Consider the following 12,479-nt stretch of genomic DNA (forward strand, 5'->3'; position numbering starts at 1 on the left):
ATCTCAAATCTAAAATAGACTGAACCTTCCAGTGGGAAAGTCTCGATTCGTAGTTACAAAAGTTTACACTTGACATTCATTAATTTACGAAGTAATGATACGATTAGTATTGGCACAACGGCAAAACGTCTCCCCAAAAGCTGATATTTCCTGAATCGGGGCGATCGCGACCCACAACGCCAGCATCTTCGCGCTAAGAAGCGGCTTTACGCCCCGACTTGGGAGCAACTAGCGAACAAAAAACTCAGAAAAACGTTCTAGCGGCATTTTTAGATGAATCCCGACAACCTGCCTCAAATGCTGCAAACAGGATTTCACCTAACTTTAGGTGCAACTTCTTTTTTAATTGAGACATTGCAAGATCCTCTGAAGCGAGAAGAAAATCTTGACAAACTGAAGTCAGATTTTGGCCAGCTAGCCGATGAGCTGCTGGAAAAAGGAGAAATGACTGATCGAGAAGCCCGGAATTTTGTAGATACTATTTTCTCTCAACCGGGCGATCGGGAGAATGCAGACAGTGAATCTGTCTCGCCCAAGCAATCAGATGCAGCGACTGATGCTCCTCCCGATTCGGTTGTACAGCCTAACGTAAAGCTAGAGATTCAAGAATTAACTGCACACATGGCAGCGCTGAGGGCCGAGTTGGAAAATTTGCGCGCCGAAAATTCCCAGCATTAAAGAATTAAGAGTCTTTAACACAGCCGGAGTTTACTTGCCAACTTATTTAAGAGAACCAAACTTTAGTCATTGTCCCATTGTTCAGAACCGATCAGGTCGGCGATTCGATCGCGCAGCAAGAAGTCGCATTTTTCTAATTCGCACTCTACACAAGCCCATTCCCGAGGCGGAATGAATTGGCAAAGCGTGTATATAGGCTGTTGGCGGCTCAGCACGCCCTCGTGGACAAGGTGACGCGCTTCATCTTGGATCACATCTAAAGAGTATTGGATTTGGGGAATAGTGGAGTGAATCATAATGCGCCCTCAATGTTTTACTAAAAAATTTTATGGCCCTGGTAATAATATAGTCCAAACTTACGAATATGGAAGTTAAATTTTGTCCGTATACAGCTATACAATTCACTGTCGTAAATAAAAATAAATTATACGAATTATCAGTAAGTGATGGGATCTGTCTTAGGATGTGCAGAAGCAGCACATTTTCCCCACAAGCAGGCGGATCTGCTGGAAAGCTCAATTCAGAACTTAGGAACCCGCGTCCAATTCCCGGTTTCTGGATACTTCGCCACCAAAGGCAGAATTTGTCGCGAGAAACCGGGTTGATGAATTTAACTCCTCACCCAGCAAGCAGCAAAGGAAAGATTCAGCAGTCGGGCAACTCAAGCATTACCAGTTCCGTCAATGCCGAATAGCACTTCTAGAACGAGAGATTGCGCTGCCGGCATCTGCCCAAAACAAAATACATAAGGAAGACTCGGAGGCAAGTGTGGCAAAAATTGCTCTAAAACGTAGGGACTGCCGTAAATTAACACAGCTTGCAGTTCTCCCGTTTTTAATAATTTCTTAAACCAATCTTGAGCTGCTTGGGTCAAACCAGCACTGCCTCGGAAGCAATTGCCGCGAATGAAAATTTGCAGCAGTGTTGGAGAAAAATGCTCTGCACCTGTATTATCAGCGATCGCCCCTGTGCGGTCGTCAATCAGTTGCAATTCGTAACCAAACTGTTCGGGAAGGGCGATCGCCGGAGTGTGGTTGCCCAAAAACTCACACCCCAAAACATCATCTACAACAATCAAATTCCGCAAAAGCTGGTTTTCTGCTGGTTTTGCAACCTGCAAAGGTAGATTGCCGCCAAATTTCAAAGAATCTCGCAAAATATCGGCAGCAGTTGCCCTAGCATCAGGATTTGCCAGCAAACTTAAATCGATCATCGACTCGATCAATGTTGAATTTACTGCTTTTTCCTTTTCCTTTACTAACAAACCGACTTTAGCTTTAGCCGACCAAATCCGCTTGACAGATTCCTTAATTTGTGATACCGAAATCCGCCCTTGAGTGACCGCTTCGCAGACAGCGAGAATCGCCCCTTCCGGGTCAAGCGGCATCAGCAAAACATCAGCACCAGCCTCAGCAGCCAAAACAGCAGCTTCATTAGCGCCGTACTTATTGGCGATCGCACCCATCACCAAAGCATCCGTCACAATCAAACCTTCAAATCCCAACTCTTCTCGCAGCTTCCCGATCAAAATTTTGCGAGAAAGAGTAGCAGGAAACTCCGCATCCCAAGCCGGAATCAGCAAGTGAGCACTCATCACAGCATCGACCCCAGCAGCGATAGCCTCAACAAACGAAGGCAACTCAACCTCAGTCAATCTCGCTGGCGAATGTGGCAAAACCGGCAATTCCAAGTGAGAATCAACCGCCGTGTCTCCGTGGCCGGGAAAATGCTTAGCTGTAGTCAAAACCGGGTGATCACCTGCGCCGCGAATAAAAGCAGCGGCTAATTTCCCGACAATTTCCGGTGTCTCACCAAAAGCGCGGACGTTAATTACCGGATTGTCGGGATTGTTGTTAACATCAACCACTGGTGCGAGAATCCAATTTAGACCGATCGCCCTAGCTTCGATCGCAGTGACAGCGCCCATTTGTTCAGCATATCGATCGGCTTTACCTGCATCCTGCCGCGCCACTTCGGCAATTGCCATCGGCGGCCCGAACCAAGTCGCCCCCGCGAACCGCTGGCCGACACCTTCCTCAATATCAGCCGCCAGCAGTAGCGGAAACTTGGCCCAAGACTGCAATTGGTGCGATCGAACTGCCAACTCCGCAGCACTTCCCCCGACCAAAATCACCCCACCGACGCCCAAATTTTCCAGATAATAGCGGAGTTTGCTGGCAGTTGGTTCCCATTCGGGATAGCGAATTTGGTGGTCAAACAAGCAGCCAGAAGCGCGCACCACGAACATCTGGGCCACCAGTTCTGGTAAGGAAAGATTGTCAATCATGGGAAATTAGGAATTGTTGACTGTTGACTGTTGACTGTTGACTGTTGACTTTGGGCTGTTGACTACCTTCAGACACTAATCCTCGTCTGCTTCTAAATCATCATCATCATCATCATCATCATTTTCATTGCCATCGGCCAATTCTTCGTCATCAAACATACCCGGTTTGCGATCGGCAGAAAGCTGATTCAGCAGTATCAACATTTTATCGCCCCGTTCCAAAGAACGGTCTTCCAGAAAAATCACTTCCGGCGTCCGGCGCAGTTGCAATCGTTGGCCCAACTGGTTGCGGACGTAGCTAGTAGCAGATTTCAAACCTTCCATAGTTTCAGCCTTCGCCTCATCAGTACCGTAGATGCTGACAAAAATTTTTGTATGCTGAAGGTCTCCCGAAACAATTACATCGGTAACGCTAACCATACCGGCACCTACCCGGTCGTCCTTGATTCCATTCAGCAACATCAGGCTGACTTCCCGTTTAACCATTGAAGCTACACGCTCAATGCGACGACTTGTAGCCATAACACCTACTCCTCTAATTTCCTAATCAGCCATTTTCATCCCGATTGACAATTGTAGCGCGATCGGTCATGGGTATTACGGGCGATCGTCCAAGTTAGGGGTGAGATACAGCTTAGAGGAAAAAAAATGTTTGATTGCCTATAGGTGAATATATAGCAGCTAATATAGAGAGGTAGAGTGAGAGACAGCTTAGAGGAAAAAAAATGTTTGATTGGATTGTCAAAACCGTAGCCGATGCTTCAGGGGTAACTAACCAGCTAAAGATAGCTGAATGGGCAAGATTGAACAGAACTAACCCTTTCGATATGGGAGCCAAAAACTACCAACGATGTATTCATGACTTAGGGTTAGGGGGAAAATATTATGAACTTGAATATAACGAGGATGGAAGCCTAAAATATCAATAAGTTCGCCGTAATTTCCTTGATTATGCTTCATAATTCCCCATTTTATTATTCATCCCTAATTAATTAATCAATCAATCAATCAATCAAACAAAAACATTCCTTGTGTGGATAGCCTGCTTTACATTGGTAAAACCAAAAGCTGGCGCGGTAGATTTAGTGGCGGGAACAAAGCATTTCTCTGGGCATGGCTGGACAAATACAACTGGGAAGATGTTCGGATCGCCATTCACCCGCTCTCGGCGTGGAGCAACCCTGCGTTATTATTAGAGCTAGAAGCCATTATTCTGAGAGCAACTGAGCCGCCCTACAACGTTCAAATTCCATCGGAAAACTAGACTCATGCAATCAACAACTCTGGAACAACTATCTGCTGCCGATGCCGAAGCCATCCTACAATACCTTCCAGAACGAATTCGTGCCGCCCTCATCGCCCATGCTGCGGAAATTGAATATCCGATCGAAATTGTTGTGGAAATGGCAATTGCTAATTTCCTCGATAGCGAAGCACTTGGTTTTGCCGATTGCAAACCGGGGCGAGGCAAGTAAAGAATCTGAACTTGAAATCAGAGAATCATGAATCAAACAATCGCCACGCAACACCTTTCTCCAGAAGCTATTCATCAGTTGGTCGATTATTTGCCTGACTAGATAAAAGCTGCCCTCTTGTCCAAGTCCTCTGAACTTGAATGTTCTCTCGAAGCCGCGATTGAAATGGCAATCTCCAGCTTTTTAGACGAAGAATCCTTTAGCTTTGAGGATGGTTTGTTGGCTAAACGCATGAAAGATACTGTCTGAAATTTCATCGCTCTCGATCGCACTCCCAGTTACGATTAGATTATGCCGATCGGCAAAAGGAATAAAACTCATGGAAAAAGAATTTACAATCGGTCAAAAAGTCCGAGTTGTGGCGATGCCGCCTTACGTCAAAACTGCCGAACCGATGCCTATGCTGCGGCCTGCGAATTTAATTGCGATCGGCGCTGAAGGCGTTGTGATCGATCGGCGTCCGGGCAATTATTGGGGAATTCGCTTTGAAAAAGGTGCTTTTCTGTTAGACAGTCAGTACATTGAAGCAGCGGAAACTCTTGTAGAAGGTAATGGGTAATGGAAAAGGAGGAATGGGGAATTGATCTCACAACTTAACATCTCCCTTTTCATTCTTGCCTCCACATCCCTCCCTTAAATCCGTTAAATCCCATTGCTTGCCCGTTGCCGAAATTCCTTCTTTAACAAGCCAGCTTAGCCTCAAAAGCCAAAGAATTAACAGGAAACTCCCCCAAAACTTCCTCTAAGATCGGAGATGTGAAGTTACAAGGTTGAGGCTTGCCCAAATGATAACCTTGAGCGTAATCTACCCCCAGTTCATTGAGTTTATCCATAATTGTTTGATTTTCAACATACTCGGCAATAGTTTTAATTCCCATAACGTGAGCGATTTTGGTAATAGCTTCCACCATTGCAACATCAATAGGATTGTCAACAATATGCTTAATAAAATTGCCGTCTATTTTGAGATAATCAACTGGCAAGCTTTTCAGGTAAGCAAAGGAAGACATCCCGCTGCCGAAGTCGTCCAAGGCAAACTGGCAGCCTAGTTCCTTGAGTTGCCAAATTAAGCTGGCAGCCTTGCTGAGATTACCGATCGCCACGGTTTCGGTAATTTCAAAACAAATTATTTGCGGCGGTATTTGATGGATGGAAAACTGTTCCTGAATAAACTCGATAAACTTTTCTTCGTTGAGGCTGTCCCCAGAAAGGTTGATTGAATAAAGGTTGGGATATTTGCTAAATGACGATTGCAGATTAGACAAAAGAGAGCAAGCAGGGAAGGTAACTATTTTATCGCTGTCTACTCCGGGGTTTTGGACTAATAAATTTGCCGTGAAAATTTTAGATAAATTGCTAAATAACGTGCGAATTACCCAACGGTCGATCGCGTGCATCAAGTTGTAGCGTTCTGCCGCCGGAATAAACGCCATCGGCGACACCAACTCACCAGTTTCCAACTGGAGGCGCAGGAGGATTTCGCAGTGGGTTCCGGTGGTTGGAGAGTTAAGCAAAGGTACGATAGGCTGAGAGTACAAGCAAAAGCGATTCTCTTCTAAAGCTTGATTAATTTGCACCACCCACTGCGTTTCGCCGTGCTGTTTAATTAATTCTTGATCGCCTGCTTGATAAACCTGCACCCGGTTGCGGCCTTTATTTTTAGCAGCGTAACAGGCAATATCGGCCGCGCTCAAAATCGCCGATGTGGATGCTGTTTTGGGATTGATTGCTACCAAACCGATACTGACGCCGATCGAAAAAGTTTTGTCCTGCCACGCAAAGCGGAATGCCTGAATGCTTCGCAGCAGCGTTTCAGCAACATTCAATCCTCGTTCGACGGGACAGTGGTACAGGAGTACGGCAAATTCATCGCCACCCAGACGTGCCAAAATATCGGTTTTGCCGATATGACTTTTAAATAGCTGGCTGACTTGGCGCAGCAGTTCGTCCCCTGCAGCATGACCGCAGGTGTCGTTAACTATTTTGAACCGATCGAGATCTAGGTAAAGCATTACGTGTTCTTGCCCGTAACCTTGAGCGCCGTGTAGGGCGTGCTCTAGCTGGTACTCAAATTCCCGGCGGTTGACTAATTGCGTCAGGGGGTCATGAGTTGCCTGCCAGGTGAGTTGCCGCGCTTGAGTTCGCACTTGGGTGACATCTCGGAACACAACGACGGCGCCGACAATTTCGCCGCTGCTAGCGTGGATGGGGGCGACGCAGTGGTCGATCGCAAATTCGGTGTTGTTGTGGGCAATCAGCAAATTGTTGCGCCCTTGGTCAACAATCCGACCTTCGGACAAAGCGATTTCGGCGATATTTTCGATCGGCAGCCTGGTAGTTTCGTCAACTATTCTCAGCACGCTGGCGAGGGGCAAACCTTTAGCTGCCGAGGTAGACCAACCCGTGAGTGCTTCGGCAACTGGATTCAGGGTGGAAATGCAGCCGTCGGCGTCAGTAGTGATGACGGCATCGCCGATTGATTGTAGTGTTACCTGAGCGAGTTCTTTTTCTTCAAAAAATGCTTGTTCCATGCGCTTGCGATCGGTAATATCTCGCTGCACCGACACCCAGTGGGTAACGTTCCCGGAGGTGTCGGCAATGGGTACGCTGTTGAGTTCCACCCAATAAGTTGAACCGTCTTTGCGGTAGTTAATCAATTCTAGGCGTAGGGGTTCTCGGCGAGAGAAAGCACGGCGAATTTTAGCGACTTGGGTGGGGTCGCTTTCTGGGCCGCGCAAGCAACTGGGGGTTTGTCCGATGATTTCTTCGGGTAGGTAGCCCGTCATTTGGGTAAAAGCTTCGTTGGCATAGATGATGGTGGGGTCGGAGATATCGCTGTCTCCCGCATCCATAATCACGATTGCGTCGTTAGCGTTCACTACAGCAGATTCTAAAAGGTGGAGTCTGGCCTCGGCCCTAACGCGAGTAGCAATTTCGCTTTCTAGTCTGGCGTTAGTCAAGCTGAGGGATGCGATCGCTTTTTCCAATTCCCTGGTTCTTTCTGTCACTGAATCGTGCAGAACATCTATCGCCCCGGACATTTCCATCGGGTCAAGTACGCGCAGTATGTTGGTTTGAGTAACTATTCCCTGGAGTTCTCCGCGTTCCCCCGTTACTACCAACCTACGGACTAAACGCTGGTGCATTTCCTGATGAGCTACCCACAGCGAGTCTTCTTGCTTGAGGCTAAATAAGGGGGTACTCATCACAGTTTGGGCGATCGTTTGCGACAAATCTATATCTAAAGCTTGAAATTCCACAATATCCCGTTCTGTGACTATACCTACTGGAATGGGGAACGGTAAATCCATCGATAATTCTGTTGATTCTGTAATTACCACGCAGCTAACGCGGTGCTGCGCCATCAACTCGGCTAAACTCCTAACTGAGGCTGAGCGAGGTGCTTGAATGACTTGTGCGGTCATTACTTCTTTCACGCGGCGCATTTTTAAGATATTTGCCGGTTTGAGCATTGCTTGGCGAATGCTTTCCGGCGTAATTACCCCTAAGAGTTGACCTTCACTATCCAATATTGGCAGATGCTTAATTCTTCGTTGCCCCAGCAGAATTAGGGCGCTGAAAATGTCTTGAGTATCGGATTTTGTCAGAGTTGCTGTCGGCTGCCTCATCACTTGTGCGATGGTGACACCTTTTAAGTTTTTGCCGGAGGCAATCAAATCGACAAGATCCCTTTCTGTGAAGATTCCTTGCAATTGAGAATGTGGAGCAGAGTGCGAGGATAATTTTAAGAGTGATTTTTCCACGACAAAGACGCAGATACCTGTGGCGTCTCTGAATGCACTTGATGTGGGGGGATTTGCGATTTCTGTTAGTGGCTGATAGATATCGGTTGGTGGAATGGCTGCGTTTAGAGAGCAACTTTCGCGCCGTTGGCCCATCAGGGTAATTACTTCTGCTAGTGGGGTATCGGGCGCAACTGTCAAGGGGTAGCGGTCTATTACTTGAGCTAAGGTTGGCAGATACTTGGAAGAATCGTTTTTGAGCATATTTAATTGAGTTTTGCGATCGCGTGGATTCTGCGACATTCCAAAAAAGTGCTGATTTCCAAGCACTAGGTGGATTTTTACGGCGCTGCTGAGACCTAATTAAAATTTATTGTTAAAAATGCAGCCGAGCTTGGGCTGGGGATCAGGCCTGTGACTGCTTTTCCTCTACCTATAAAGTTATAAGCTTATCTTTATTTTAAATTAAATTTTCTGTCTCGTGACACTTTTACTAAAAACAAGGTATTTTTTGTAAACTTTTTGCGATAAGATCGCAGTTAAAATCCTCCATAGCATTGCGAATCATCTCCATCTTCAGAAAGACGCATCTGTTGGCTATCTGGGCTAACCTAGAAAAGGTTACTACAAAAAGGCACTGTATTAAGTTCGGCAGTGTTAAGTTTTGCGAAATAAAGTTTTGCAAGCTGGTCGAGACCATGTATGCGTTGTTGAGGGCAATCGATATCACAGCCAATGTGTGAATTAGATCGCAACTTGCGAAAACAACCGTGGTAAGATTGTAGATATCAAGACAAGAACTTGAATACAGAGTCTGTGAGGAAAAGGGATTATGAAACGCAATCTATTAGCCGCTACTTTTTTAATTACTCCCCTACTGTTGGCAGGCCCGGCTCGCGCTGAAAATCCCGTTCACGTCGAACAGTTATTGTCAACCGGGCAATGTTTTAAGTGCGACTTGTCGGGAGCAGATTTAACGGGAGCTCATTTAATTGGTGCTGATTTGAGAGAAGCAAATTTACGAGGAGCAAACCTATATCAGGCTAACCTCGAAGGTGCTGACTTGACGGGTGCTAACTTGACGGGTGCTAACTTAACCAAAGTTTTCCTGACTAATGCCAGTTTAAATGACGCAGACCTCGATCGGGCAAATCTGACCGCGGCCATAATCAACACCGCTGACGTATCCGGTGCATCAATGCAAGATATGACCATCACTGATGCGAAAATCTACAATACCCAAATTGGCGTCGGCGGCAGCTACGACCAGTAAACTCGTTAAAAGAATGGAAAACACCAATTTTGAGGTTAAAAACCCGGTTTCTCCCCAGAAACCGGGTTTTTAGTCTTTTTGTAGACTGCCCCGGAGCCTCACATTTTATGTCGTATTTCAAGCCAACAATCTGACCACGAATTTCAAAGGTGGTACCCGCCACGTGATTTATCCGTGGAATCAATCCCAAATCGAAAATCGAAAATCCTCAAGCCCCCCGCATTTATCTCGCGCAAGTCAATCTAAAATCGAAAATCTAAAATCTAAAATCGATTGACGCACCCTACCATTACCACTAAAAACCCAAATCAACCGCTATTCGGTGCGCGCAAGCAAACCCAGAAAACGCCACCGCATTTAAACCCTGTCCGGGAAACGTACTGTCACCCACACAATACAAACCAGGCATAGAAGTTCGATTAAACGGCATTCCCAGCAAACCCATTAGCTTCTGTCGCGGAATTGGCCCGTAAGTTCCATCTTCGCGCCCCAAAAAGCGGCGGTGAGAACGCGCTGTCCCAACTTCCATATAATCCAAACCGGCATCTAAACCGGGAAAAATATTTTCTAATCTTTCAATAATTCTCCCTGCAGCCTCTTCCTTTTTCTCCTCATATTCCTGCTGCGAAAGTCCTTCCCACTCTTCCATCCAACTCGAAGTAAAAGCGTGAACGATGTGATATCCTGCGGGAGCTAAATCCGGGTCGAGAACCGTCGGAATTGACACCAAAACAGTTCCCTCCGGCGCTTCCATTTGGTTCCAATCTTCTAACAAAATGTGGTGGCAGGCACTACCCGCAGGGATTACGCTTGCTTCAACTCCCAAATGCAAACTCAAGAAACTGGGGGCTTTTTGATAGCGCTGCTGCCATTTCTTCTCGCTAGCTGGCATCTCTTCTGCGGGCAGCAATTTCTCAAAAGTATCCCACCGCGTGGCGTTAGACACTATGCGCTTTGCCCGGTAAACTTCGCCGGTTGCTAGCTCGACTCCGACAGCGCGGCCGTTTTCTGTAATAATTTTTTTCGCTTTAGCTTTGTATTGAATTTGCCCGCCGCATTTTTCTAATCCTTCTACTAATTTTTGGGCGATTTGACCGACTCCGCCTTTGGGATAATTGATGCCACCATAATGTCTGTCGGAAAATACCATTCCGGCATTAATCATCGGCGTCAAGTCTGCGGGTACTACAGACCAGTAGTAGCATTCCATGTCGATAAATTTCAGCAAAGTAGGGTCTTTTATGTAGCGCCGCGCAATGTCGCCAGTATTTTGAGGCAGATATTTTACTAATCCCAAACAGGCTAAAGGATTCTGAAAAAAGACTCGAACGAGATATCCGGGTTCTTCTAGAGATAGCAATTCCATGCCGTTGAGGCAGTTGAAGACGCTCCAGCATTCGCCGTAAAATTTGTGGATTCCTTCGCGTTCGTGAGGGAACCTGTCAGTTAATTCTTGCAAGTATTTGTCATAAGCTTGGGGAACTTCCAGTTCCAAGCCGCTGGGTAAGTGATAGTGAAGCTGTACGGGGTCGGGAATGGTTTCTAATGTGACGTTGACTGCTTTCAGGGCGCGGGTGAGGAGGTTGGTGGTGCCACGCTGTCCGAAACCAAAAATCATGGAGGCGCCGACATCGAATCTGTAGCCTTCTCGATCGAAATATCCAGCGCTACCCCCCGGAATTGTATAGCTTTCGAGCACTAAAACTTTGGCTTTCTTAGCGGCTAGCTGGGTGGCTGTCACGAGTCCGCCAATGCCGGAACCGATGACAATTACATCAAACTCTTGCTCTGTTGGGCGGGAGTTGGAAGAAAATAACTGGGATTGGGTAGGAGCTGACATTCGGTTAAAAATCTTAATATTTCTATGATTTTACAGTCGATCGCTCCAGAAGCAAGAAGTTCGGCAACGGATTATGTAGCGGATGTAACGGATGTCAAGAAGACCGAAGTTCGGCAATGCCCGATGCCCAATGCCCGATGCCCAATGCCCGATGCCCAATGCCCGATGCCCCAGCTTCAAAAAAAAATGCGGGAACAGTCTACCATTGCCGACTGCCCCCGTCTGTCGATCCTTTGAGAGGAGAACACTAAAAATCAATATAGCCTTGTTGCTAATTAATGTCAATACTATTGGAAAAATATTTCAATAAGCTGATGGAGGTTGATCGGCGAATGGGTTCTAACTCCATCTCTGGCTTGTACGCGCCCTCAAGGATGTGATAAGTTGCACAGAGCGATCGATCGCGGGTTGCCGAAGCCCGCCCCTACGGGGGCTACGCCAACGAAGAAGATCGATCGCACGGCATAAAATCCCTCACACCTAGCAATCTCCCCAATTTCCTAATGTCCCTGCAACTGCGCGTTTACGTTCCTCCACATCCATTAATTAAGCACTGGCTCGCTGTTGCCCGCGACGGCGCCACCCCCTCGGTACTTTTTCGTTCTGCAATGACAGAATTAGGAAGGTGGCTGGCTTACGAGGCAATTCGAGAATGGCTGCCGACAGTGGAAACAACGGTGCAGACCCCTTTGGGGGAATGTCCGGCGACTTTTATCAACCCGGAAGCTCCGTTAGTTGTGGTACCGATTTTGCGGGCGGGTTTGTCACTGCTTGAAGGAATTCAGACGGTTGTACCGCTGGCTTCGGTTTACCACCTCGGCATGGCAAGAAATGAGGAGACGCTGGAACCGACTTGTTATTTGAACAAATTGCCGGCGCAGTTTAACCCAGAAACGCGGGTGATAATTAGCGAGCCGATGCTGGCGACTGGGGGGACGATTATAGCGACTATGCAGGAATTGACTGCACGGGGAATTGATCCGAGCTTGATTCGGATTATCTCTGTGGTGGCTGCTCCTCCGGCTTTGAAGAGGCTGAGTGCAGAGTACCCAAGTTTGATGATTTACACGGCCACGATCGACGAAATAGTCAACGAACAGGGCTTTATTGTACCTGGTTTGGGAGATGCGGGCGATCGAACTTACGGCACATGAACCAGTCAATCAGTCAATTTTAGATTTTA

At 46.9% G+C, this 12,479-nt stretch carries 15 protein-coding genes; 9 read left to right on the top strand and 6 right to left on the bottom strand.

The window, feature by feature from the left end; translation table 11 throughout:
- Window positions 1-273 precede the first annotated feature (273 nt).
- A complete protein-coding gene (locus tag QUA83_RS00745; RefSeq protein WP_333290891.1) occupies window positions 274-678 on the top strand; it encodes a hypothetical protein in 405 nt (134 codons plus the stop codon).
- 62 nt (window positions 679-740) lie between these two features.
- Here QUA83_RS00745 and QUA83_RS00750 read toward each other — a convergent pair whose 3' ends face one another.
- Window positions 741-974 carry a DUF4327 family protein gene (locus QUA83_RS00750; protein WP_015178688.1) on the bottom strand — a complete coding sequence of 78 codons (234 nt, stop codon included), beginning with the start codon at window positions 972-974 and terminating at the stop codon, window positions 741-743.
- Window positions 975-1,121: 147 nt separating this feature from the next.
- Between QUA83_RS00750 and QUA83_RS00755 the strand changes: the two genes are divergently transcribed.
- Window positions 1,122-1,283, top strand: a complete 162-nt coding sequence (locus QUA83_RS00755) for a hypothetical protein (protein ID WP_333290892.1) — start codon at window positions 1,122-1,124, stop codon at window positions 1,281-1,283.
- A gap of 56 nt (window positions 1,284-1,339) precedes the next feature.
- Here the strand turns inward: QUA83_RS00755 and QUA83_RS00760 are convergent, their stop codons facing one another.
- Both QUA83_RS00760 and rbfA read right to left on the bottom strand, forming a co-directional pair.
- Complete coding sequence (locus tag QUA83_RS00760) at window positions 1,340-2,965, bottom strand: glycoside hydrolase family 3 N-terminal domain-containing protein (protein ID WP_333290893.1); 1,626 nt, start codon at window positions 2,963-2,965, stop codon at window positions 1,340-1,342.
- A gap of 75 nt (window positions 2,966-3,040) precedes the next feature.
- Complete coding sequence (gene rbfA, locus QUA83_RS00765; RefSeq protein WP_333290894.1) at window positions 3,041-3,487, bottom strand: 30S ribosome-binding factor RbfA; 447 nt, start codon at window positions 3,485-3,487, stop codon at window positions 3,041-3,043.
- A gap of 203 nt (window positions 3,488-3,690) precedes the next feature.
- On the opposite strand from rbfA, the gene QUA83_RS00770 reads away from it, so the two are divergent.
- The 3 genes from QUA83_RS00770 (at window position 3,691) to QUA83_RS00780 (ending at window position 4,440) form a co-directional block, all read left to right on the top strand.
- Window positions 3,691-3,894: a hypothetical protein gene (locus tag QUA83_RS00770; protein WP_333290895.1), complete on the top strand. Its 204-nt coding sequence runs from the start codon at window positions 3,691-3,693 to the stop codon at window positions 3,892-3,894.
- Window positions 3,895-3,998: 104 nt separating this feature from the next.
- Window positions 3,999-4,229, top strand: a complete 231-nt coding sequence (locus QUA83_RS00775) for a hypothetical protein (protein ID WP_333290896.1) — start codon at window positions 3,999-4,001, stop codon at window positions 4,227-4,229.
- A gap of 4 nt (window positions 4,230-4,233) precedes the next feature.
- Window positions 4,234-4,440: a hypothetical protein gene (locus QUA83_RS00780; RefSeq protein ID WP_333290897.1), complete on the top strand. Its 207-nt coding sequence runs from the start codon at window positions 4,234-4,236 to the stop codon at window positions 4,438-4,440.
- A gap of 183 nt (window positions 4,441-4,623) precedes the next feature.
- On the opposite strand, the gene QUA83_RS00785 is transcribed toward QUA83_RS00780, so the two are convergent.
- Window positions 4,624-4,761 (bottom strand): hypothetical protein, encoded by a 138-nt coding sequence (locus tag QUA83_RS00785; protein ID WP_333290898.1) that lies wholly within the window; start codon window positions 4,759-4,761, stop codon window positions 4,624-4,626.
- On the opposite strand from QUA83_RS00785, the gene sipA reads away from it, so the two are divergent.
- Entirely contained in the window at window positions 4,760-4,999 is a 240-nt protein-coding gene (gene sipA, locus QUA83_RS00790; protein WP_333239142.1) for a regulatory protein SipA, read from the top strand. The genes QUA83_RS00785 and sipA overlap by 2 nt on opposite strands.
- Window positions 5,000-5,120: 121 nt before the next feature.
- Here the strand turns inward: sipA and QUA83_RS00795 are convergent, their stop codons facing one another.
- Window positions 5,121-8,486, bottom strand: coding sequence for an EAL domain-containing protein (locus tag QUA83_RS00795; protein WP_333290899.1), 3,366 nt, complete (start codon window positions 8,484-8,486; stop codon window positions 5,121-5,123).
- Between the two features lie 529 nt (window positions 8,487-9,015).
- On the opposite strand from QUA83_RS00795, the gene QUA83_RS00800 reads away from it, so the two are divergent.
- Window positions 9,016-9,456, top strand: a complete 441-nt coding sequence (locus QUA83_RS00800) for a pentapeptide repeat-containing protein (RefSeq protein WP_333290900.1) — start codon at window positions 9,016-9,018, stop codon at window positions 9,454-9,456.
- A gap of 295 nt (window positions 9,457-9,751) precedes the next feature.
- Here the strand turns inward: QUA83_RS00800 and crtH are convergent, their stop codons facing one another.
- Window positions 9,752-11,296, bottom strand: a complete 1,545-nt coding sequence (gene crtH / locus QUA83_RS00805; protein WP_333290901.1) for a carotenoid isomerase — start codon at window positions 11,294-11,296, stop codon at window positions 9,752-9,754.
- A gap of 24 nt (window positions 11,297-11,320) precedes the next feature.
- Here crtH and QUA83_RS00810 point away from each other — a divergent pair, with 24 nt between their 5' ends.
- Both QUA83_RS00810 and upp read left to right on the top strand, forming a co-directional pair.
- Window positions 11,321-11,533, top strand: coding sequence for a hypothetical protein (locus QUA83_RS00810; protein WP_333290902.1), 213 nt, complete (start codon window positions 11,321-11,323; stop codon window positions 11,531-11,533).
- Window positions 11,534-11,799: 266 nt separating this feature from the next.
- Window positions 11,800-12,450: a uracil phosphoribosyltransferase gene (gene upp, locus QUA83_RS00815; protein ID WP_333290903.1), complete on the top strand. Its 651-nt coding sequence runs from the start codon at window positions 11,800-11,802 to the stop codon at window positions 12,448-12,450.
- The last annotated feature ends 29 nt before the right edge of the window (window positions 12,451-12,479 follow it).

This window comes from Microcoleus sp. K1-B1, assembly GCF_036704705.1.
GTDB lineage: Bacteria > Cyanobacteriota > Cyanobacteriia > Cyanobacteriales > Microcoleaceae > Microcoleus.

What these genes read in the sequence shown, in the direction of transcription:
- QUA83_RS00745 (WP_333290891.1), top strand. Translation starts at nt 274, where the DNA reads ATGAATCCCGACAACCTGCCTCAAATGCTGCAAACAGGATTTCACCTA.
- QUA83_RS00750 (WP_015178688.1), bottom strand. Translation starts at nt 974, where the DNA reads ATGATTCACTCCACTATTCCCCAAATCCAATACTCTTTAGATGTGATC.
- QUA83_RS00760 (WP_333290893.1), bottom strand. Translation starts at nt 2,965, where the DNA reads ATGATTGACAATCTTTCCTTACCAGAACTGGTGGCCCAGATGTTCGTG.
- rbfA (WP_333290894.1), bottom strand. Translation starts at nt 3,487, where the DNA reads ATGGCTACAAGTCGTCGCATTGAGCGTGTAGCTTCAATGGTTAAACGG.
- QUA83_RS00770 (WP_333290895.1), top strand. Translation starts at nt 3,691, where the DNA reads ATGTTTGATTGGATTGTCAAAACCGTAGCCGATGCTTCAGGGGTAACT.
- QUA83_RS00780 (WP_333290897.1), top strand. Translation starts at nt 4,234, where the DNA reads ATGCAATCAACAACTCTGGAACAACTATCTGCTGCCGATGCCGAAGCC.
- sipA (WP_333239142.1), top strand. Translation starts at nt 4,760, where the DNA reads ATGGAAAAAGAATTTACAATCGGTCAAAAAGTCCGAGTTGTGGCGATG.
- QUA83_RS00785 (WP_333290898.1), bottom strand. Translation starts at nt 4,761, where the DNA reads ATGAGTTTTATTCCTTTTGCCGATCGGCATAATCTAATCGTAACTGGG.
- QUA83_RS00795 (WP_333290899.1), bottom strand. Translation starts at nt 8,486, where the DNA reads ATGTCGCAGAATCCACGCGATCGCAAAACTCAATTAAATATGCTCAAA.
- QUA83_RS00800 (WP_333290900.1), top strand. Translation starts at nt 9,016, where the DNA reads ATGAAACGCAATCTATTAGCCGCTACTTTTTTAATTACTCCCCTACTG.
- crtH (WP_333290901.1), bottom strand. Translation starts at nt 11,296, where the DNA reads ATGTCAGCTCCTACCCAATCCCAGTTATTTTCTTCCAACTCCCGCCCA.
- QUA83_RS00810 (WP_333290902.1), top strand. Translation starts at nt 11,321, where the DNA reads ATGATTTTACAGTCGATCGCTCCAGAAGCAAGAAGTTCGGCAACGGAT.
- upp (WP_333290903.1), top strand. Translation starts at nt 11,800, where the DNA reads ATGTCCCTGCAACTGCGCGTTTACGTTCCTCCACATCCATTAATTAAG.